Consider the following 20,645-nt stretch of genomic DNA (forward strand, 5'->3'; position numbering starts at 1 on the left):
GATCCCATGACAGTAGCAGTCATCGTCGAGCCGGCCGACGGGCGTTTCGTCAGCGACTTTGCCGGCTGCGACTTTTCCTTCGAGGTTACGTCCGAGGCACGGCCGCCCTTCATCGGCCCCGATCTCGGCGACGTCGCTCTGGTCGAGAGCTACATCAAGACCTATGGATCCGACCCGGACGAGCTTGTGGAGACCGCGGCTGGGCCGGATGCCGCCCTCTTCACAGCGCGTCTCGACGGCCGGCTCGCCGGTTACATTGCACTCTCGAAGGCGTGGAACGGCTATGCCGAGGTGGACGATATCGCCGTCGACAAGGACGCGCGCCGCGCCGGCGTCGCGCGAGCTCTCATGGACAGGGCAGTGTCCTGGGCGCGGGAACGGGGCCTGCCGGGGATCAGGCTTGAGACCCAATCGAACAATGTCGCCGCCTGCCGCTTTTACGAGCGCTACGGCTTCGAGCTCGCCGGCCACGACCGACACCTCTATTCGGCATTGACGCCGGGAACGCACGAGATTGCGCTCTTCTGGTACTTGCGCTTCGCGTAAAAAAGCAAGGCGGCTGTCGTGGTCGCAAGATCAGTAAATGGAGAAGTCATTGCGCCAGCGTATCATCGTCTGCCCGCTCATTCAGAACAGGGGCGCCTACTTGCTCTGCAAGATGCCGCCCGATCGCGGCGTGTTTCCCGGGCAATGGGCGCTTTCGGGTGGCGGCCTCGAGCCGGGCGAACGTCTCGATGAGGGCTTGCGCCGTGAAATCCGGGAAGAGCTCGGAGACCGTCTGGAGATCGGAACGATCAAGCCCTGGACCTTCCGGGACGACATCCGGACAAAGTCCTATGCCGACGGCTCAACCGAGCAGCTTCATATGATCTATCTGATCTTTGACTGTGAGGCCGAAAATCGCGAGGTCAGCCTCAACGACGAGTTCGTCGAACATGCCTGGGTCGAACCCGAGCACCTTCAGGATTACGACCTGAACGACGCGACGAAGCGCACGCTCCTCGAAAAAGGCATCTTGCTCGCTCGGCAATGAGAGCGAGCTGTTTCAAACAGTCTTCGAATGCCGGGAGGTGCTTGCTCGCACCTCCCGGCTTTTTCATTTAGTGGCCGGCGTCAGCAGCGCCCTCGGAAAGCAGTCCGAAGACGAAGGGCGAGAACGACCGCCAGCACTCGACCCGGAACTGATCCTCAGCTGTGCGGAAGAGGATGATCTCCGCCTTGCCGAGGATCGTGCGCGAGCAGCCACCTACCGGGAAGATCGCCAGCGACAGATCCTGCGGGCAGCCGCTGTTGATAGCCACGTCGGCGCCCGGACCGCTGACAATGACGGCGACGTTGCGATGCGAAATGTCGACCGCCGAATGCAGCGTGCCGCTTGAGGCCGCTGCCGCCATCAGGTCGGCTTGGCTCTCATCGATGACCAGCCACTCGTCCGGGCCGATCCACAGCGCATGGCGCGGGCCGGAAGAAGCCGAGGTCTTCGGCCGGGTCGGCAGCGTCACGCCAAGTGCGGCCGAAAGGGCCGGCAGTGCGTCGGCGCCGGCGCGCAGCGAAATGCGCGTTGCTGCCGGCGCAGGCGTCAGGATCGCCTCGGCCGAGCCCCCGCGCGCGGTGAGTGCCGCCTTGCGGCTTGCAGTAACCTGGTCAGCCATGGAGGCGGCCCCCTTCCTTGTCAAAGAACACCATGTCGCTCACTTCGACGGCAATGGTGCGATCGGTCATCGGCACGTAGAGCGTCTGGCCGAGGCGCTCGCGGCCACCGGCCACCATGGCCAGCGCAATCGAGCGACCGCAGTTTGCCGACCAGTAGGACGACGTCACGTGACCGAGCATGGTCATCGGCTTCGGCTGGTTCGGGTCGGCGACGATCTGCGCGCCTTCCTCCAGCACCACCTTCGGATCCTTGGTGAGAAGACCGACAAGCTGCTTGCGGCCATCCTTGACGAGATCCGGGCGTTTCAGGCCGCGGATACCGACGAAGTCGGGCTTCTTCTTCGAGACGGCCCAGGAAAGACCGGCATCGTCCGGCGTCAGGGTCCCGTCGGTGTCCTGGCCGACGATGATATAGCCCTTCTCGGCGCGCAGCACGTGCATGGTTTCCGTGCCATAGGCGCAGGCGCCCATCGGCTCGGCCCGTGCCCAGATCGCTTCCCATACCGCCTGGCCATAGTCTGCCGGCACGTTGACTTCGAAGCCCAGCTCGCCGGTGAACGACATGCGGAAGAGCCGTGTCGGCACGCCGCAGATCCTGCCCTCGGCGACGCTCATGTGCGGGAAGGCCTCGTTGGAGAGGTCGATGCCCTCGACGAGCGGCGCGATGATCTCGCGCGCCTTCGGTCCTTGCACGGCGATGACGGCCCACTGTTCCGTCGTCGAGGTCAGCCACACCTTCAGGTGCGGGAACTCGGTCTGCAGATAATCTTCCATGTGGTTCATGACGCGCGGCGCACCGCCGGTCGTCGTCGTCACGTGGAAGCGATCCTCCGCCAGGCGACCGACCACGCCGTCGTCATAGACGAAGCCGTCGTCGCGCAGCATGATGCCGTAGCGGCAGCGGCCGGGCTTCAGGTTGTCCCAGGCGTTGGTGTACATGAGATTGAGGAACTGCGCCGCATCCGGGCCAACAACCTCGATCTTGCCGAGCGTCGAGGCGTCGAAGACACCAGCCACGTCGCGCACCGTCTTGCACTCGCGCGCGACCGCCTCATGCATGTCTTCGCCGGAGCGCGGGTAGAACCAGGCACGCTTCCAGTTGCCGACATCCTCGAACTCGGCGCCATGCGCCTCCTCCCAGGCATGGATCGGCGTCTTGCGCGCGGGGTCGAACAGGGCACCACGCGAGTGGTTGACGATCGCTCCGAAGGTCACCGGCGTGTAGGGCTGGCGGAAGGTCGTCAGACCCACCTGCGGAATGTCCTTGCCAAGCGCTTCGGCGGCGATCGCCAGACCATGCATGTTGGAAAGCTTGCCCTGGTCGGACGCCATGCCGTTGGTGGTGAAGCGCTTGATGTGCTCGATCGAGTGCATGCCTTCGCGCACCGCCAGACGAATGTCCTTGGCGCAGACGTCGTGCTGGAAGTCGATGAAGGCCTTGACCGTGGTGTCCGGCCCGGCGCCTTCTGCAGCGCCGATCATGCCGCCGGTCCAGCCGTAGCGGTTTTCGCCCGAAAGCGTCACCTGCGCACCGCCCTCTGTACCGGCCGCACGCGCGGTCAGTTCGCCGGCCGCAAGCGCCTCGTCGATGGTTGCCTGCAGGTCGTCGGTGCCGTTGCAGGCGCCGATCGACAGGCAATCCTGCAGGTACGTGCCTGGCAGGAAGCGCTGCGTCGCCGCATCGAACTTCACCTTGCCGCGCGACTGCGAGAACAGGTGCACCGACGGTGTCCAGCCGGCCGAGACCAAAAGCGCGTCGACGGCGAACTTGCGGGCCGAGCCGCCGCCATTGCGGGCGACACTGATCGAGTTGACGCGGAGCTTGCCACCGGCCTTGATCACCGAATGCCCGGTCAGCACCTCGATGCCGAGCTTGCGCGCTTCCGCCAGCACCGCCTCGCCCGGATTTTCGCGGCAGTCGACGATAACAGGAACCGAAACACCGGCCCGCTTCAGGTCGAAGGCCGCCTCATAGGCCGAGTCATGCGCCGTGTAGACGCCAACCTTGGAGCCGACTGCGACGCCGAAGTGATTGAGATAGGTGCGGCCGGCCGAAGCGAGCATGATGCCCGGGCGGTCGTTGTTGGCGAACACCATGTGCCGCTCGATCTGGCCGTTGGCGAGGATCACCTTCTTGGCGCGCACCTGCCAAAGTCGCTCGCGCGGCAGCGACTTGTCGAGGGCCGCCAGATGATCGGTCACGCGCTCGACGAGGCCGACGAAATTGTGGTTGTAGTAGCCGAAGCCGGTGGTGCGGGTGAGCACCGTGACGTTGTCCATGGAGGCAAGCGTCTTGGCGGCCTCCTGCGCCCAGTCCCAGCCATCCTTGCCGTCGATGGTCGTGCCGCTCTCGTAGCGAAGCGCACCACCGACTTCCGGCTGCTCGTCGCAGATGATCACCTTGGCGCCGGCCTTGGCAGCGGCAAGTGCTGCGGATAGACCGGCAACACCCGCACCGATGACAAGCACATCGCAATGCGCGTAGCGGCTGGCATAGTGATCCGGATCGGCTTCCGTCGGCGTAACGCCGAGGCCGGCAGCACGGCGGATGAAGGGTTCGTAGATCGCGTGCCAGGCGGCCTTCGGCCACATGAAGGTCTTGTAGTAGAAGCCGGCGGCGAAGAACGGTGACATCAGGTCATTGAGACCGCCGATGTCGAAGGCGAGCGACGGCCAGCGGTTCTGCGATTCCACCTTCATGCCGTCGAAGACTTCCTGCACCGTGGCGCGCACGTTCGGCTGGCGCCGGGCGGCATCCCGCGAGACGTCAAGCAGCGCGTTCGGCTCCTCGGCACCGGCCGAAAGAATGCCGCGCGGACGGTGGTACTTGAACGAGCGGCCGACGAGATGGATGCCGTTGGCAAGCAGCGCCGAAGCGACCGTGTCGCCTTCGAGCGCCGTCAGCGTGCGGCCGTCGAAGGTGAAGCGCGCGGTGCGGGCGGGGGTCAGGCGGCCGACGCCTGGAATGCGATTGGCGCCCATCATTTCGCGGCTCCCTTATCCTGGCCGTTCTTGTCCTGCTCGCTTTGAAGAATGGTGGCGATGTCAGGTTTCGGTTCGCCAGCCTTGTAGGTGGTGTAGAAACGGTCGCTGACCGTGTCGCGGGCGGCGTTGAAGAATCGGCCGCAGCCATGGATGTGGCGCCAGCGTTCGAAGATCAGACCCTTGGGGTTCTGACGCAGGAAGAAATATTCCTCGAACTGTTCGTCGGTGATGTCGGCGATGTTTTCCGGGCGGGCGATATGGGCGTCGCCGGCACCGCGGAACTCGAGCTCGGAACGCTCTTCCTCGCAATAGGGGCAGTAGATCAGAAGCATCTCGAAATCCTCAGTGCGCAACGGCGGCGGCAGCCGCTTCGTCGATGAGCCGGCCGGTGCGGAAGCGCTCCAGCGTCAGCCCTGCGGCGAGACGATGCGGCTCGCCCTTGGCGATCAGATGGGCGAAGAGATGGGCCGAGCCCGGCGTCGCCTTGAAGCCGCCCGTACCCCAGCCGGCGTTCAGGTAGAGGCCCGGAACCGGCGTGACGCCCTGGATCGGCGAGCGGTCCTGGGTGACGTCGACGATGCCGCCCCACTGCCGCATCATCTTGACACGGCGGAACATCGGGAAGAGCTCGCAGATGGCGTCCAGCGTGTGCGTGATGATCTGCAGGCCGCCGGTCTGCGAATAGGAATTGTACTGGTCGGTGCCGGCGCCGATGACGAACTCGCCCTTGTCGGACTGCGAGATATAGGCATGCACCGAGTTCGACATGACGACGCAGGGGAAGATCGGCTTCAGCGGTTCGGAGACCAGCGCCTGCAGCGGCTGGCTCTGCAGCGGCACGCGCACATCGGCCATCTGCATTAGCACCGAGGTGTGGCCGGCGGCGGAAATGCCGACCTTCTTGGCGCCGATATAGCCGCGATTGGTGTCGACCCCGACGACCCGGCCGGTCTCGTCGCGGCGGATGCCGGTCACTTCGCAGTTCTGGATGATGTGCACGCCGCGGTCGGAGGCCGCACGCGCATAGCCCCAGGCAACCGCATCGTGGCGGGCCGTGCCGCCACGGCGCTGCAGGGCCGCCCCGTTGATCGGGTAGCGCGCAGTCTTGGCGATATCGAGCGGCGGGCAATAGGCCTTGGCCTGCTCCGGCGTCAGCCACTCGTTGTCGATGCCGTAGAGACGGTTGGCATTGATGTGGCGCTTGAACGACTGCTGGTCATGGATGTTGTGCGACAGCATCATCACGCCGCGGGGCGAATACATGACGTTGTAGTTCAGATCCTGCGAGAGGTTTTCCCAGAGCTTCAGCGAATGCTCGTAGATGTCCATGCTCTCTTCATAGAGATAGTTGGACCGGATGATCGTCGTGTTGCGGCCGGTATTGCCGCCGCCGATCCATCCCTTTTCGAGCACCGCGACATTTGAGATGCCGTGCTCCTTGGCAAGGTAATAGGCTGCTCCCAAGCCATGGCCGCCGCCGCCGATGATGATGGCGTCATACTCCTTGCGTGGCTCCGGCGATGCCCAGTGCGGGCCCCATCCCTTGTGGCCGCGCAGCGCCTCGCGCGCCACGGCGAAAACTGAATATTTGCGCATCGGCCCGTTACTCCCGGTGATCATTCTCGTTGGAGTTAGAAATCGCAAATCCGAGACCTGCGCAACGTTTCTTTTGCGACGCATTTGCGTGGACTTGCGCGCAGTTGCGACATGACTATGGATCGGTTAAGCGGCGCGGGATAAGTCGCGCGACACTCGTATCTCAGGTTTTTTTCAGCGCCGCCTCATGTCGTCGCTGGACTTTCGCCTGATGATCTGGTATCCGCTCATCTAATCGTAAAGCTTCCAGCTTAGCGAATGTCACTCTTTTGCCTCCGCACCTGACGGAGCAGCAAACAACACGAACCAAGGAACGGGATTCACGTGCAGGTACTAGTCCGCGATAACAATGTCGATCAGGCGCTCCGCGCTCTCAAGAAGAAGATGCAGCGCGAAGGCATTTTCCGCGAAATGAAGATGCGTGACTACTACGAGAAGCCGTCCCAGAAGCGCGCTCGCGAAAAGGCTGAAGCCGTTCGCCGCGTCCGCAAGCTGGCACGCAAGCGTGCACAGCGCGAAGGCCTCCTGGCTCGCTGATTTGTCGTTTTTTCGACGCTATTCGATGTAAGTCGTGGCGGGGGCGAAATATCGCCACCGCCTTTTTTTGGTATGGACATCTTTTCCGCCGACAGGCTAGCGTGCTCGACGCTGCCACCGACGGACGACCGACCGGAGTGTTTGGACCGGTGGTCTGCCAAGGCCGACTTTGGCCCGGCTTGAGGAGCCCGCGGGGAGTTCAGCGGCTCCAGAAACGGAAAGCCGATGGCTTTCGAGACCTTGTCGATTTGAGGGATCAACCTTTGACACTTGCTGCCATGACTGCGGACGTCTCCGGTTTTAATGTCCATGAGGCGTCTCGCCGCCACCAGCGCAAGCCGAGGCTTGCCGCCATGCTGCTTCTCGGCTCGGCCCTCCTCATCGCCGGCTGCACGACCGACGGTCCGGACTCCGTCACCAACAAGGTCGAGCGCGAACAGGGCTCGCAGGAAAACATCGCCTCGCTTTCGAGCGTCATCGCCTCCAACCCGAGCGATCCGGAAGGCTACAATGTCCGCGGCTCGGCTTACGGCCGCGCCGGCGAATACCGCCGCGCGATTGCCGATTTCGACCAGGCGATCAAGCTGAACCCGCGCTTCTACCAGGCCTATGCCAACCGGGCGCTCGTTCATCGCAACATGGGCAATACCCAGGCAGCGCTTGCCGACTACAACACGGCCCTGCAGCTCAACGCCAACTACGACGTCGCTTATATCGGCCGCGGCAATCTCTATCGCCAGGCCGGCCAGCTCGATTCCGCCTTCAACGATTTCAACAAGGCCATCCAGCTCGATACCACCGATCCGCGCGCCTATCACAATCGCGGCCTGATCTACCAGGCACGCAACCAGCACGGTCAGGCGATCGAAGACTTCTCGACCGCGATCTCGCTGTCGCCGAGCTCGCCGGAACCCTATAACGGCCGCGGCATCTCCTATGTCGCGCAAGGCGACGACGACAACGCCTTCTCCGACTTTAACACCGCGATCAACCTGAACGGCAAGGTCGCCGAATCCTGGGCCAACCAGGCGCTGATCTACGAGCGCAAGGGCGACAAGGCCAAAGCGTCGAAATCCTATTCGCACGCGCTGCAGCTCGACCCGAAATACGAGCCGGCCCGCGCAGGCCTTGCCCGCGTCAAGGCATCCTGAGCCAACCCGATCACGCATTTCGAAACGCCCGCGACCGCATCGCGGGCGTTTTCGTTTGCAGGCATTGCCCCCTGCACAGCGGAACCTTCCTGCCCGCCATCCGTTTGCTTGAAGCATCAAGAACGGAGACTAGCCATGATCAAACGAACCCTCGTCACTGCGCTGGCGCTCGCCGCGCTTGCCACGGGCCCGGCCGCCGCGCAAAACTATGTCGCCCTTGGCCGCCTCGTTTGTGGTTCGGAAGGCGGCACTGGCATGATCCTGACCTCAACCAAGAACCTGATGTGCACCTTCACGCCCACCAATGGCGCACCGAAGGCCGTCTATGCCGGCACGATCCGCAAGATCGGCATCGACATCGGCAAGACGGGAAAGAGCACGATGATCTGGGACGTGCTTGCCAAGACAGGCACACCGATCAGCGAATTCGCGCTTGCCGGTGAGTATTACGGCGTCGGCGCCGATGCGAGTCTCGCCGTCGGCGGTGGCGCCAAGGTGATCGGCGGCGGCACCAACAAGGCGTTTATGCTACAGCCGGTCAATGTCCAGGTGCAGGAAGGCCTGAACCTCGCCGTCGGCATTGACGAGCTGACACTGGCACCGGCTGGCTAAGTCGACCTGGACTAAAGCTCGACACATCGCCGCATACGGCGCGCGCATGTCCTTCAACGCAAAACGCCCGCCGAAAGGCGGGCGTTTCTTTATCGGTCGATGCGAGCAGCCCTCAGGCGTGCAGCGCCTTGACGATGTCTTCCGTCACCTTCTTGGCGTCGCCGAGCAGCATCATCGTGCCGTCCTTGTAGAACAGCGTGTTGTCGATGCCGGCATAGCCGGAGCCGAGCGAACGCTTGACGAACAGGCAGGTCTTGGCCTTGTCGACGTCGAGGATCGGCATGCCGTAGATCGGCGAGGACTTGTCGTCGCGCGCCGCCGGGTTGGTGACGTCGTTGGCGCCGATGACATAGGCGACATCGGCCTGCGCGAACTCGGAATTGATATCCTCGAGCTCGAACACTTCGTCATAGGGAACGTTTGCTTCAGCCAGCAGAACGTTCATATGGCCGGGCATGCGGCCCGCGACCGGATGGATCGCATATTTGACCTCGACGCCGGCCGCCTTCAGCTGATCGGCCATTTCGCGCAGCGCATGCTGTGCCTGGGCGACCGCCATGCCGTAGCCGGGCACGATGATCACCTTGGAGGCGTTCGCCATCAGGAAGGCCGCGTCATCGGCCGAGCCCTGCTTGACCGTGCGCTGGACACCGTCCTCGCCTGCGGCCGCTGCTGTCTCACCGCCGAAGCCGCCGAGGATGACCGAGATGAACGAGCGGTTCATGCCCTTGCACATGATGTAGGAGAGGATCGCACCGGACGAACCGACGAGCGCCCCGGTAATGATCAGCGCCAGGTTACCGAGCGTGAAACCGATACCGGCCGCGGCCCAGCCCGAATAGGAGTTGAGCATCGAGACCACCACCGGCATGTCGGCGCCGCCGATCGGAATGATGATCAGCACGCCGAGCGCCAGCGACAGTACGACGATCAGCCAGAACACCGTCGTGCTCTGGGTCAGGACCAGCATGATCACCAGCACGACGAGCGCGGCGGCCAGGCCGGCATTGATCGCATGGCGACCCGAAAGCATGATCGGTTTGCCGGACATGCGACCGTCGAGCTTTAGGAAGGCGATGACCGAGCCGGTAAAGGTGATCGCGCCGATGGCGACGCCGAGCGACATTTCGACCAGCGCCTGCGCGTGGATGTCACCGATCGTACCGATGCCGAAGCTTTCCGGCGCATACATGGCGGCAGCCGCCACCATGACGGCGGCAAGACCGACCAGCGAGTGGAAGGCGGCGACCAGCTGCGGCATCGACGTCATGGCAATGCGACGGGCGATCACGGCACCGACGCCGCCGCCGATGGCAAGGCCAAGCACGATCAGCATCAGGCCACCGAAGCTCGGCTTGGCAAGCAGCAGCGTCGTGACGATGGCAATGCCCATGCCGACCATGCCGTAGGTATTGCCCTTGCGGCTGGTGGTCGGATGCGAGAGGCCGCGCAGCGCCATGATGAACAGGACGCCCGAGACGAGGTAGAGGAAGGCTGCGAAGTTGGCGTTCATCATGCCGGCCTCACTTGTCTTTTTTCTTGTACATGGCGAGCATGCGCTGGGTGACGAGGAAGCCGCCGAAGATGTTGACGGAGGCGAGCACCAGCGCGATGAAGCCGAAGCCGGTCGCAAGGCCCGAGGCGGAAATGCCGACCGCCAGCAGGGCGCCGACGACGATGACCGAGGAGATCGCGTTGGTGACCGCCATCAGCGGCGTGTGCAGCGCCGGCGTCACCGACCAGACGACGTAGTAGCCGACGAAGATCGCCAGCACGAAGATCGCCAGGCGAAAGACGAAGGGGTCGATCGCACCGCCGGTGGCGCCATGGGCGACGGCACCGGCCGCATCCGGCACGTATTCGGCCGCGGTGCGGACCGCTTCTACCGCCCGGTCGAGATCGGCGAGCGCCTTGTCGAGAAGTTCATTCGCCATCACTTGTCCCCCTTGCTGGCGCCGAAGTTCGGATGCACGACCTGACCGCCATGGGTGAGCGCCGTCGCCTTGACGAGCTCGTCTTCCATGTTGAGCGCGAGCGCCTTGGTCTCCTTGGAGACCATCGTCTCCAGGAAGGTGACGAGGTTCTTGGCATAAAGCCCGGAGGCGGAAGCGGCGATGCGGCCCGGCACATTGAGATGGCCGATAACCTTGACGCCTTCGACCTCGGCGACCTTGCCGGCCTCTGCCCCCTCGACGTTGCCGCCGCGCTCGACCGCAAGGTCGACCGCGATCGAACCGGGCTTCATGCTCTTCAGCATCTCGCGGGTAACGAGCCGCGGCGCCGGGCGGCCGGGGATAAGCGCCGTGGTAATAACGATGTCCTGCTTGGCGATATGCTCGGCGACAAGTGCTGCCTGCTTGGCCTGATAGTCCTTGGACATTTCCTTGGCGTAGCCGCCGGCGGTCTCAGCCGCCTTGAACTCGTCGTCCTCGACGGCGATGAACTTGGCCCCGAGCGAGGCGACCTGCTCCTTGGCGGCGGGACGCACGTCGGTTGCCGAGACCACGGCCCCGAGACGGCGGGCCGTCGCGATCGCCTGCAGACCGGCAACGCCGGCGCCCATGACGAAGACCTTGGCGGCAGGAACCGTGCCGGCCGCCGTCATCATCATCGGCAGCGCCCGGTCATATTCGTAGGCCGCGTCGATGACCGCCTGATAGCCGGCGAGGTTGGCCTGGCTGGACAGCACGTCCATCGACTGCGCGCGCGTGATGCGCGGCATCAGCTCCATCGCAAAAGCGGTCAATCCGGCATTCGCCATCTCGGCGATCGCCGCCTCGTTGCCGTAGGGATCCATGATGGCGATGACGATGGCGCCGGACCTGTAGCCGGCAATCTCGACACTCGTCGGCCGACGGACCTTGAGCACGACATCCGCCGCCCTGGCGTCTGCCGTCGTGCCGATCCGGGCGCCGGACTTTTCGAACTCGGCATCCGGAATGCGCGACAGAAACCCGGCGCCCGCCTCGACGACGACGTCGAAGCCGAGACCTTTCAGTTTCTTCACAGTATCCGGTGATGCGGCAACGCGACCCTCGTTCGGATCCGTTTCCTTGGCGACGAAGACGATCTCGCTCACAAGTCCCCCCTCCTGGCCGCAATCGAGCCAGGGCCGGAATGCGGGCATTCTCTCCGACTGCAAAGCGGGTGGCCTACCGGGCCGACACGCCCTCATGTGCGCGGCACACCTGTGCCCGGCGCAATCGTCTGGAGCAAGCCATCGCCTGGATGCGGGACCTTTGGCGATCCACCGGCATCGAGCCGCAACCGGGCTCTGCGGGCCTGCTGTCCACTCCTCCCTCACTCGGGTGAGGATTATCCGCCCCTGCCCTCCGACGGGCATCCGGGCCTCAAGCCATATGCGTCGGCACCTCCAGCCGGCGACATGCAACTTCTTCCGGGCAAACGCCCGGTCGCCGAGGAAGCACGGTCTGCGCTCCCTCAACGGTCGGTTTGGTCGCGCCGATTAGCGAAGGAAGAAGAAACCGGCGACGTTGATCAGAATGAAAAGCACGATCGAGGAGATCAGGCCCATCGTCGTGAAGAAGCCGGCAGCCATCGCGATCAGCAGGGCGACGCAGAAAAGCGTGCCGTACTTCGAGGCACTCAGGAACATGAGGTAGGTCTTCTCGTGTTCCGGATAGTCCATCGGAGCGCCCACATCGACCGGTCCAGAATGATGCTCAGCCATCGTTCAAAATTCTCCCTGAATGCCGCGGCGCCACCTTGGGGTCATCGCCGCCCTATCGAAGCACGGTCTCGCGAAAAGCCGCGAAACCCTTATAGCTGCCCTTACACAATGCGCACGGCTGGCGCAACGAAAACCCGTTCTTTAGCCATACCTGATGGGGCGAAATGTCACGCCACACAGCAAGGTGCGGCGCGCCTCGACGCGCCCCGAATTCGCATTCGCAATCGAGGCAGCTTACCGGAAGACGGACGTCCGGTAGGAGCGGCCGTAGCCGGTCTGCGCCATGCGCGCGGTCGGCAGGATCGTCAGCGGCGCAAACGGCACCTCGCTGCGGTCGGCAAACATCATGCGGCGTTCGAACGGTTCGGAATCGAAGACCGGGTAGCGGTCGAGGATCGACGGCCGCTGCCCCCGCACCTGTGCCACCAGAAGCGCGCCGTCGGCATTGTAGACACCGAGGTTCTCGCGCTTGGCGACAACCGTCTCCGACGCAAAGATGCGTTTGTAGAAAGCCGCGTGTCGCGGACGGCAGGCCGTCAGGCAGCGGTCGGCAGCGAAATACTCGCACGCCATCGCGACCGGTCGCAGCGTCAGATAGGGAAGCGCCCGCATCTCGTCGCCGATCACGTCAGGATCGACCGCCAACCGGCCGGGATCGACCAGCACCATGCCGGCGTCGAGGAACGCGTCGATCTCGGGAGCGAAGATCATGCCCGACGTGCTGGCGCGATGATCCGACGTCACATGATGAACGCGCACGGTGCTGACAAGCACTTCGTCGAGATAGAGACCGAAGACATAGGCGTGACTGTCGAAATCGAGATCGTCGATCAGCGTCGAGCCGGTCAACTCCATCAGATTGACGGACTTGTAGGACTTGTAGCGCAGCCGCGCGATGTCCTCCATGTCCTCGCCGGTTTCGACCCGCCGGTATTCGACGCGATCGAGCAATTGCATCAGTTTTTCAGAAAAGCGCCCAGGCTCAGCCTGGTGAACCTTCTCACCCATACTCAACACCTCATGGTTAACAAATCGTTAACCTATTGACGGGTGATGAGGCGGCAACCGCAAATCGAAACAGTTCACCGTTAACTTTTCGTTAACCATAAAAATTCGTGAACTTATTTGCTCGATTTGAAATCAAGCGCACCAAAGCGGGATCAATTTGGCGCACCTAATCAATGACTTGCTACCGGAAAACCAGCAGCAAAACAGGACAGTTTTAAGAAGATTTCAGGGGTTAGGCGATGCGCTTGCTGGTGGTTTTTGTGCCTCGTTTTGGCACACCATTCTTGCAAAGCGTAGCAATGGCCGAAGCCGGCATGGGCGCGGCAAAGACGAAGCCCTGTATCAGATCGGCACAATTGTGCTCGTTGATAAGTTGTAGCTGGTCCGCCGTCTCGACACCTTCGACGACGATGCGCAGGCCGAGCGCGCGGGCAAGGTTGGCGGTCCCGCGCAGAAGCTTGAAGCGCCGAGAATCCTCGCGGATGTTGCGCACGAAGGAACGGTCGATCTTGATGATGTCGACCGGCAGGGCATCGAGATAGCTGAGGCTCGAGTAGCCGGTGCCGAAATCGTCGATGGCGATGGTGATGCCCAGTCCGCGCAGTTCGCGCAGGATCGCCTGCACCTTCAGCGGCTCGTCCATCAGGCAGCTTTCCGTCACTTCCAGATGCAGCCGCGCGGCATCGAGACCGGTTCCGCGAAGTGCGTCCGTGACCATGACCACGATTTCGCTGCTGCGAAGGTCGAGCACCGACAGGTTGACCGACACCGATACGTCGCCCGGCCAGTTCATGCAGTCCCGGCACGCCTGATCGAGAACAAAGCGGGTGATTTCCGTGACCAGCCCGAGCTCTTCGGCAAGCTGGATGAATACGTTCGGCGGCACCGGCCCGCGTTCCGGATGGGTCCACCGCGCCAACGCCTCGCAGCACTCCACGCGCCCGCCGTTCGGGGCGAACATCGGCTGGTAGGAGAGCGTCAGGCAGCGGGCGTTGATCGCCTCGCGCAGGTCCGCCTTCAGCTTCTGGCGATCGACGTAGCGCGCATCCATCTCGGCCTCGAAGGCCGTGCAGCCGCCGCGGTTGCGCAGCTTTGTTTCCGAAAGCGCAAGATCCGCCTTGATCTGCAAGTCCTCGAGCTTGAGGTCGAGGCTCGAAGCGATGACGATGCCAGCGCTCATCGTCATGCTGAAGGTGAAGCCGCCGGCTTCGTAAGTGTCGCGCAGATCGGCATGAAGTCCGCGCATCCGCTCTTCGAGTGCAATAGCGTCACTGCCATCGGGAATGAACACGACGAACTCGTCGCCCATCAGCCGCGCGACGATCGCATCGTCACCGGCAAGCACCCTTAGCCGGCCGGCAATCGCATGAAGCAGTCTGTCGCCGACGATATGGCCGCGCATGTCATTGACGTGCTTGAATTCCGTTACGTCGAGAACCATCAACCCGACCAACCGTTCGGCCGTGTCGTCCGCGCTCACCGTCGCCTGCACCAGCTCCCCGAAATAGTCGCGGCTCGGCAGCTGCGTCAGCTTGTCGAACCGCACCATATGCAGGATCTGCTTTTCCGCCTGGACGCGCGCGGTCACGTCTTCAAAAATCAGCACCGTGTCGCCGTTATCGCGGCGGCTCGCCGAAAATTCCAGATGCAGCTCTTCGCTGACGGGGATCAGCACCTGCGGCCGCTTGCCCTTGAGCAGAAGGTCGAGCTGGCGCGAAATGGCCTTGGTCTTGTCCGGATCGAGCCGCATGCGCCGGGCGCCGCGCCGGATCACATCATCGAGCAGCCAGCCCTTGAGTTCGGTGCGGTCGCCGAGGGCCAGCAGTTCGCAGGCCCGCTCGTTGGCGACGACCACCCGGCCATCGGCATCAAGCATGAACAGCCCATGCGTCATGTTGTTGAGCGCCGTGTCGAACTGGCCGGCGATCGTGGCGATCTCGCGCGCTGCCATCACGTTTTCATAGAGGAAGGCGCGCACATTGTTGGCCATCATCCAGGTGGACAGGATGAAGGGCAGGATCAGCACGGCAAGCGCCAGCATGAACACGTCCTGCAGCGTGATCAGGCCGATGACGATCGGCAGGCAGGCCGAGGAAGACAAGAGGAGCACGGCCCGCTCGGAGCCGTAATTGCGACCGACGAGCGAAATCATCGACGCAAGCGTCACCGAAATGGTGGCGAGCTCGGAAAAGGAGTCCTGGCTGATGGCGATGGCGTAGCCACAGGCAATACCGCAGGTGAGCGTGACGCTGACGCCGCCGACGATGTAGCGGTTCTCCCACTTGCGGACCATCGCCCGATCAGCATTGGAGAAATCCTGCCGGTCGAACCGCGCCATGTCGAGATTGCGCAGCGCCCAGAGGACGAAGATCACACCGGAGCAGGCGAGATAGAGCGGATCACTGGTTTTCAGATAGACGAGCAGGAACGTCACGACATGCGACAGCATGCCGATCACCAGCGTTTTGCGATGTTCGTAGAGCGAGCTCACGGATGACAGATACACGTCAGTCGGAAGAGCGCTCTGTCCAAGTCGCATCATGAACCAAGCTCCGGTTTACCGGATTGTTAGGGGTGATCACTTAACGAAAGATTTCGTCTAACGCCCCGAAAAATGTACCGAATCCCAGCAAAACCACGGGTCTTCGCCGGCATCGCCCAAGAGTTCAACTCAGTAGTGCGAACCGCACGGGACAATACTCGGTTTCTACAACCAAACATAGGCATTCACACAATGAAACGGCTTGATCGCAACTTCGACAATTCTGCGACGCCCGTAGATGATCCCAAACTTGCGCCTGTGATGGTTACTCGTTCTTGAAGAAATACCTGCGATTTCCTGCCGTTTCGGATCGCTCCTCCTGTCTCGCTGCCCGGGATCGGCGCGACGATCGCGCTCACCACCTTCTCAGTTGACTTTCATCTGCAACTGAAGGCAAGGCTTTTCTCAAGCATCCAACGGAGCCTGATGATGTCGAAACCTGTCGTTGCCATCCCGTGCGATTTCCGCGAATTCGACGGCAATGTCTGGCATGTCGTTGCCCATCAATATGTCCGCGCCGCCGTCGAAGGCGCCGGCGTCATGCCCTTCCTCATCCCGGCACTCGAGACCGGCAACGACATCGACGAGATCCTCGACCGGGTCGACGGCGTGCTGGCAAGTGGCGCCCGCTCGAACGTCCATCCCTCGCTCTATGGAGCCGAGGCCAAGGAGAGCGACGGCCCCTTCGATCCCGGCCGCGACGCGACCAGCCTGCCGCTCATCACCCGCGCGCTGGAGCGCGGCGTGCCGCTTCTCGCCATCTGTCGCGGCATTCAGGAACTCAACGTCGCGCTCGGCGGCACGCTCGCATCCGAAATTCAGGACCTGCCGGGCATCTGGGATCACCGCAAGCCCGACGTGAAGGAACTCGACGTCGCCTACGGCATCCGCCAGGACGTGATCGTCAAGGAAGGAAGCTGCCTCGCGCCGGTGCTCGGCGCCGGCCGCATCCGCGTCAACTCGCTCCATCGCCAGGCGATCGGCGCTGCCGCGCCCCGTCTTGCGGTCGAAGCGGTTGCCGACGACGGCACGATCGAGGCCGTCTCGGTGATCGGCTCCAAGGCCTTTGCCGTCGGCGTGCAATGGCATCCGGAATATTGGGTGCGCACGGACACGCCGTCCGCGAGCCTGTTCAAGGCGTTCGGCGATGCGGTCAGAACCTACGCCGCCGCTCGTCTGGCCGCCTGAGCTATCTGTTTGACCTTGCGCCTGGCGCGTCGACGTCGGGCCTTAGTCCGCGCGTCGCGTGAACGGTGTTTCCGGCACGGGCGTCAGCGCTTTGCCGGTCGAGAACCACGCCACGACGTTGTCGGCGACGAGGTCGGCCATGGCGTTGCGCGTCACCACCGAGGCAGAGGCCACGTGCGGCAGGAGCGAAACATTCGGCAGCGCCACAAGCGCCTCCGGCACCTGCGGCTCGTTCTCGAAGACATCGAGACCGGCACCGGCGATCACGCCCGCCTGAAGCGCCGCGATCAAGGCCTGTTCGTCGACCGTCGAGCCGCGTCCGACATTGATCAGCACCCCATTGCCGCCAAGCGCGGCAAGCACCTCGGCATTGACCGTCCGCCGCGTCGCCTCGGTGCCGGGTACGATGACAACAAGCGTATCGACCGCAGCTGCGAGCCCCGTCAGCGTCGAATGGTAGGCATAGACAAGGCCTTCGCGCGGGCTGCGCGTATGATAGGCGATCGATACGCCGAAGGCTTCGAGCCGCTTGGCAATCGCAAGACCGATGCGCCCGAGACCGTAAAGACCGACGCTTCGACCCCGCAGCGACAGCGGCGATAGCGGGAAGGCGCCCTCGCGGCTCCAGCGACCTTGGCGCAGCCATTGCTCCGCCTGCGGCAATTGACGGAGCGTGTTGAGCAGCAGCCCGACCGCGGTATCGGCCACTTCTTCCGTCAGGACGTCGGGCGTGTTGCTGACGGCAATTCCCTTGGCCGCGGCATGCCCGACCTCCACCCCGTCGTAGCCGACGCCGAAATTGGCGATGATCTCAAGCTGCGGCAGGGCGTCCATCAGTGCAGCCGGCACGCGCCCGGAAACGGCGATCGCCTTGACGTCCTGCATCTGCGGCGTCACCAGCGTCGCATCGGCACCTTCGATCCGCACCACTTCGAACCGTTCCGCCAGACGATCGATCACCCGCGGATTGATTTTTCCGGGCACGAGAACGCGAATGCAGGCAGACATGGCAATTTTCCTTGCGGGTGATGGACCTCAGGCGATGACCCGCAAGGGGCCGGTCGACTGCCGGATGCGCATCTCCGGCTTGATCAGGTGAATTCCATCCGGCTCATGGCTGCCGGAGAGCTTGTCGAGTAGTGCGCGGGCAGCACTGCGGCCGACATCGGCCTGCCCATTCCAGACGGTGGTGAGCGCCGGCGTCGCGATCGACGCCTCTTCCAGGTCGTCGTAGCCGGTCACGGAGATGTCGACGCCTGGCACGAGACCGGCGCGCGCGATGCCGTTCATCATGCCGATCGCCACGAGGTCGTTCCAACAGACGACCGCGGTCGGCTTCTGCGGCAGCGAAAGCAGGTGCACTGCGGCCTCGAAGCCGCCCTGCTTCGTGCGGGGCCCGGGAATGCGCAGTTCCGGATCGACCTCGATGTTGGCCTTGCGCAGCGCGTTGACGTAGCCCTGGTAGCGGTCGCGTCCGGTGGAGGTCTCGTCCGTGCCGCCGACCATGGCGATGCAGCGGTGGCCAAGGCCGATCAGGTGGTTGGCGGCAAGCGAGATGCCGTAGGCGTCGTCGCCGCGGAAGATCGGCACGTCCACGCCCTCGATCGAGCGGGCGATCAGGATCGCCGGCATGCCGTTGTCCTCGGCGAGCTGGATGTCCTCCAGCGGCGTGCCGATCGCCGGCGACATGATGACGCCGTCACCGCCGAGCTGCAGCAGCGTCTCGATAAAATCGCGCTGCTTGTCGACGGAATCGTAGTGATTGGAAAGAATGAAGGTCTGCTTGTCGCGGTCGAGTTCGGCCTCGATCGCCTTCAGGATTTCCCCGTAGAACGGGTTCATGATGTCGTGCACGACGACGCCGATGATGCCCGATCGTGATGTCCTGAGACTGGCGGCGCGGCGGTTGTAGATATAGCCGAGCGCGCGCGCCTGTTCCTTGATCTTGTCGCGGGTGACGGTCGCCACCAGCGGGCTGTCACGCAGGGCCAGGGATACCGTCGCCGTCGAAAGACCGAGTGTTTCCGCGATCGTCGAAAGCTTGACCTTTTGCGCCACGATGCCCCCTGTAAGCCTGTTTCGCCCCATCCGCACGAACCCCAGCCAGGAGCGGTGCGTCAAGCCGTTCGACATCCTTCGCGCGCCTTTGAGACGGCACGCGTGCCATAAATTTAAATCCCTATTTAAACTGTTTAAATCGCCGCGGCAATATGCGGCAAATCAGGTTCAATCGGCCGCGCGCGCAGCCTGGAGATTGCTGTCAACGGCGCGCAGCAGCTTCATCAGCGTGCGAACCTGCTTGTCGGTCAGACCACGGGTCGCGAGCTTTTCAGAATGCTGACCGGCCTCGGCGATCGTCTGCAGCCGGTTGCGGCCGGGCTCAGTGAGATAGACCTTGGTGAGCCGTGCATCATCGTCGTCCGGACGCCGCTCGAGAAAGCCCTGCGCTTCCATGCGGCCGATGGTGCGGGTCATGGTCGGCGCCTTGACGCCGAGCTTGACCGCGAGCCCGCCGGCCGTCAGACCGTCGGTCTCGGCCAGCGCCAGCATGACGCCATCCTGTCCGGCATAGAGGCCGCTTTCGAGCAGATTGCGGGAGAGCACGGTGCGCATCGACCGCGCAGCCTGGACAAGGACGGCGGCAAGATCGTGAGGCTCGATCAGGAGCTCGTCCTTCTTCTTGCCGTTCTTGCCCTTCTTTTCGGCCTTGTTCTTCTTGCCCATTGGACCTCCTGCCGAATCCCGTCTCGAACACTTATAACAATACAGCTTGCGATTACGAACTGTATGACTCAAATAACAATTTTACGACAATTGACGTGGAGGATCGAAGAGAAATGTCGATGCCCGAGCCGCGATGGCAGGACAATCCGGCCGACCTTCCGCCTGACGCCCGCCGCGACTGGATCGCGGTGCTGCCGCTCGGCGCGCATGAGCAGCACGGACCTCACCTGCCCTTCGAAACCGACACGCTGATTGCTGAAGGCATCGTCTCGCGCACCATCGCCGCGCTTCCCGCCGATCTGCCTGTAACCTTCCTGCCGGTCGAGCCGGTCGGCTACTCGATCGAGCACATGGATGTCGCCGGCAGCCGCACGCTTGGCTACAGCGAGGCGGTCGAGCGCTGGCTCGGCATCGCCGGGGATCTCCATGGCCTTGGTATTCGCAAGCTCGTGATGCTGAACGCCCACGGCGGCAATTCGCCGTTGATGACGATCGTCGCGACCGAAGCGCGCGTGCGCTTGAACATGCTGGCGGTCGCGACCAGCTGGACCCGCTTCGGCCAGCCGGACGGCTGGATCGCGCCAGAAGACAAGGCCTTCGACATTCACGGCGGCGATATCGAGACTTCGGTGATGCTGGCGCTGCATCCCGACAAGGTGGACACGACAAAAGCGTCCGATTTCCCCTCGCGTCAGCGCGACTTTGCCGGTCGCTTCAAGCATCTGCGTGCCTACGGCCCGCATGCCTTCGGCTGGAAGATGCGCGACCTCAACGCCGATGGCGTTGCCGGCAACGCGTCAGCCGCAACGGCTGCGCGCGGCGAGGCGCTGCTTGCCTATGCCGTCAAAGGCCTTGTCGAACTGCTCGAAGACGTCAGGGATTTCGACCCGTCTGAACTCGCCTGACGCGTGAACCGACGCCCGGCAAACACTTTCTTTGCGGTTTTGCGCTATCAAGG

20 protein-coding genes are annotated in these 20,645 nt (G+C 63.3%); 7 read left to right on the top strand and 13 right to left on the bottom strand.

Annotated elements, in window-relative coordinates:
* Positions 1 to 6: 6 nt before the first annotated feature.
* Entirely contained in the window at positions 7 to 546 is a 540-nt protein-coding gene (locus tag BLU15_RS21430) for a GNAT family N-acetyltransferase (protein ID WP_090297926.1), read from the top strand.
* 37 nt (positions 547 to 583) lie between these two features.
* Entirely contained in the window at positions 584 to 1,033 is a 450-nt protein-coding gene (nudI, locus tag BLU15_RS21435) for a nucleoside triphosphatase NudI (protein ID WP_200949884.1), read from the top strand.
* Positions 1,034 to 1,100: 67 nt separating this feature from the next.
* Here nudI and soxG read toward each other — a convergent pair whose 3' ends face one another.
* Genes soxG through BLU15_RS21455 form a run of 4 tightly spaced genes read right to left on the bottom strand, consistent with a single transcriptional unit; the run spans position 1,101 to position 6,234 of the window.
* Positions 1,101 to 1,652 (bottom strand): sarcosine oxidase subunit gamma family protein, encoded by a 552-nt coding sequence (gene soxG, locus BLU15_RS21440; RefSeq protein WP_090297929.1) that lies wholly within the window; start codon positions 1,650 to 1,652, stop codon positions 1,101 to 1,103.
* Entirely contained in the window at positions 1,645 to 4,638 is a 2,994-nt protein-coding gene (locus BLU15_RS21445; protein WP_090297931.1) for a sarcosine oxidase subunit alpha, read from the bottom strand. Before BLU15_RS21445 ends, soxG begins: the two co-directional genes overlap by 8 nt.
* Positions 4,635 to 4,970, bottom strand: a complete 336-nt coding sequence (locus BLU15_RS21450) for a sarcosine oxidase subunit delta (protein WP_034786877.1) — start codon at positions 4,968 to 4,970, stop codon at positions 4,635 to 4,637. Before BLU15_RS21450 ends, BLU15_RS21445 begins: the two co-directional genes overlap by 4 nt.
* Before the next feature lie 10 nt (positions 4,971 to 4,980).
* Positions 4,981 to 6,234, bottom strand: a complete 1,254-nt coding sequence (locus tag BLU15_RS21455; protein WP_090297934.1) for a sarcosine oxidase subunit beta family protein — start codon at positions 6,232 to 6,234, stop codon at positions 4,981 to 4,983.
* Positions 6,235 to 6,558: 324 nt separating this feature from the next.
* On the opposite strand from BLU15_RS21455, the gene rpsU reads away from it, so the two are divergent.
* The 3 genes from rpsU (at position 6,559) to BLU15_RS21470 (ending at position 8,534) form a co-directional block, all read left to right on the top strand.
* Positions 6,559 to 6,771 carry a 30S ribosomal protein S21 gene (rpsU, locus tag BLU15_RS21460; RefSeq protein WP_034786884.1) on the top strand — a complete coding sequence of 71 codons (213 nt, stop codon included), beginning with the start codon at positions 6,559 to 6,561 and terminating at the stop codon, positions 6,769 to 6,771.
* Positions 6,772 to 7,034: 263 nt separating this feature from the next.
* Positions 7,035 to 7,922 (top strand): tetratricopeptide repeat protein, encoded by an 888-nt coding sequence (locus BLU15_RS21465; RefSeq protein WP_034786887.1) that lies wholly within the window; start codon positions 7,035 to 7,037, stop codon positions 7,920 to 7,922.
* Positions 7,923 to 8,057: 135 nt separating this feature from the next.
* Positions 8,058 to 8,534 carry a DUF992 domain-containing protein gene (locus BLU15_RS21470; protein ID WP_034786890.1) on the top strand — a complete coding sequence of 159 codons (477 nt, stop codon included), beginning with the start codon at positions 8,058 to 8,060 and terminating at the stop codon, positions 8,532 to 8,534.
* Between the two features lie 112 nt (positions 8,535 to 8,646).
* Here BLU15_RS21470 and BLU15_RS21475 read toward each other — a convergent pair whose 3' ends face one another.
* From BLU15_RS21475 to BLU15_RS21500, 6 genes are all read right to left on the bottom strand, one after another.
* On the bottom strand, positions 8,647 to 10,047 hold the full coding sequence (locus BLU15_RS21475; RefSeq protein ID WP_090298083.1) for an NAD(P)(+) transhydrogenase (Re/Si-specific) subunit beta: 1,401 nt from the start codon (positions 10,045 to 10,047) through the stop codon (positions 8,647 to 8,649).
* A 10-nt stretch (positions 10,048 to 10,057) separates the two neighbouring features.
* Positions 10,058 to 10,468: an NAD(P) transhydrogenase subunit alpha part 2 gene (locus tag BLU15_RS21480; RefSeq protein WP_034786897.1), complete on the bottom strand. Its 411-nt coding sequence runs from the start codon at positions 10,466 to 10,468 to the stop codon at positions 10,058 to 10,060.
* A complete protein-coding gene (locus BLU15_RS21485) occupies positions 10,468 to 11,613 on the bottom strand; it encodes a Re/Si-specific NAD(P)(+) transhydrogenase subunit alpha (RefSeq protein ID WP_090298086.1) in 1,146 nt (381 codons plus the stop codon). Before BLU15_RS21485 ends, BLU15_RS21480 begins: the two co-directional genes overlap by 1 nt.
* A 387-nt stretch (positions 11,614 to 12,000) precedes the next feature.
* A complete protein-coding gene (locus BLU15_RS21490; protein ID WP_034786900.1) occupies positions 12,001 to 12,225 on the bottom strand; it encodes an aa3-type cytochrome c oxidase subunit IV in 225 nt (74 codons plus the stop codon).
* A 234-nt stretch (positions 12,226 to 12,459) separates the two neighbouring features.
* On the bottom strand, positions 12,460 to 13,233 hold the full coding sequence (locus BLU15_RS21495) for an N-acyl amino acid synthase FeeM domain-containing protein (protein WP_090297938.1): 774 nt from the start codon (positions 13,231 to 13,233) through the stop codon (positions 12,460 to 12,462).
* Between the two features lie 232 nt (positions 13,234 to 13,465).
* The gene (locus BLU15_RS21500) at positions 13,466 to 15,775 is read right to left on the bottom strand and encodes a putative bifunctional diguanylate cyclase/phosphodiesterase (RefSeq protein ID WP_090297941.1); all 2,310 of its coding nucleotides are present in this window, start codon (positions 15,773 to 15,775) and stop codon (positions 13,466 to 13,468) included.
* Positions 15,776 to 16,204: 429 nt separating this feature from the next.
* Between BLU15_RS21500 and BLU15_RS21505 the strand changes: the two genes are divergently transcribed.
* Positions 16,205 to 16,963, top strand: coding sequence for a gamma-glutamyl-gamma-aminobutyrate hydrolase family protein (locus BLU15_RS21505; RefSeq protein ID WP_090298089.1), 759 nt, complete (start codon positions 16,205 to 16,207; stop codon positions 16,961 to 16,963).
* Positions 16,964 to 17,005: 42 nt separating this feature from the next.
* Here the strand turns inward: BLU15_RS21505 and BLU15_RS21510 are convergent, their stop codons facing one another.
* The 3 genes from BLU15_RS21510 to BLU15_RS21520 all read right to left on the bottom strand — a co-directional run bounded on the left by BLU15_RS21510 (position 17,006) and on the right by BLU15_RS21520 (position 19,687).
* Positions 17,006 to 17,971 carry a 2-hydroxyacid dehydrogenase gene (locus tag BLU15_RS21510; RefSeq protein ID WP_090297945.1) on the bottom strand — a complete coding sequence of 322 codons (966 nt, stop codon included), beginning with the start codon at positions 17,969 to 17,971 and terminating at the stop codon, positions 17,006 to 17,008.
* Between the two features lie 27 nt (positions 17,972 to 17,998).
* Entirely contained in the window at positions 17,999 to 19,021 is a 1,023-nt protein-coding gene (locus BLU15_RS21515; RefSeq protein ID WP_034786913.1) for a LacI family DNA-binding transcriptional regulator, read from the bottom strand.
* Between the two features lie 168 nt (positions 19,022 to 19,189).
* Positions 19,190 to 19,687, bottom strand: a complete 498-nt coding sequence (locus BLU15_RS21520) for a MarR family winged helix-turn-helix transcriptional regulator (RefSeq protein WP_034786917.1) — start codon at positions 19,685 to 19,687, stop codon at positions 19,190 to 19,192.
* 113 nt (positions 19,688 to 19,800) lie between these two features.
* On the opposite strand from BLU15_RS21520, the gene BLU15_RS21525 reads away from it, so the two are divergent.
* Positions 19,801 to 20,592, top strand: a complete 792-nt coding sequence (locus BLU15_RS21525; protein ID WP_090297948.1) for a creatininase family protein — start codon at positions 19,801 to 19,803, stop codon at positions 20,590 to 20,592.
* Positions 20,593 to 20,645: the final 53 nt, after the last annotated feature.

The organism is Ensifer sp. YR511 (assembly GCF_900103045.1).
GTDB lineage: Bacteria > Pseudomonadota > Alphaproteobacteria > Rhizobiales > Rhizobiaceae > Ensifer > Ensifer adhaerens.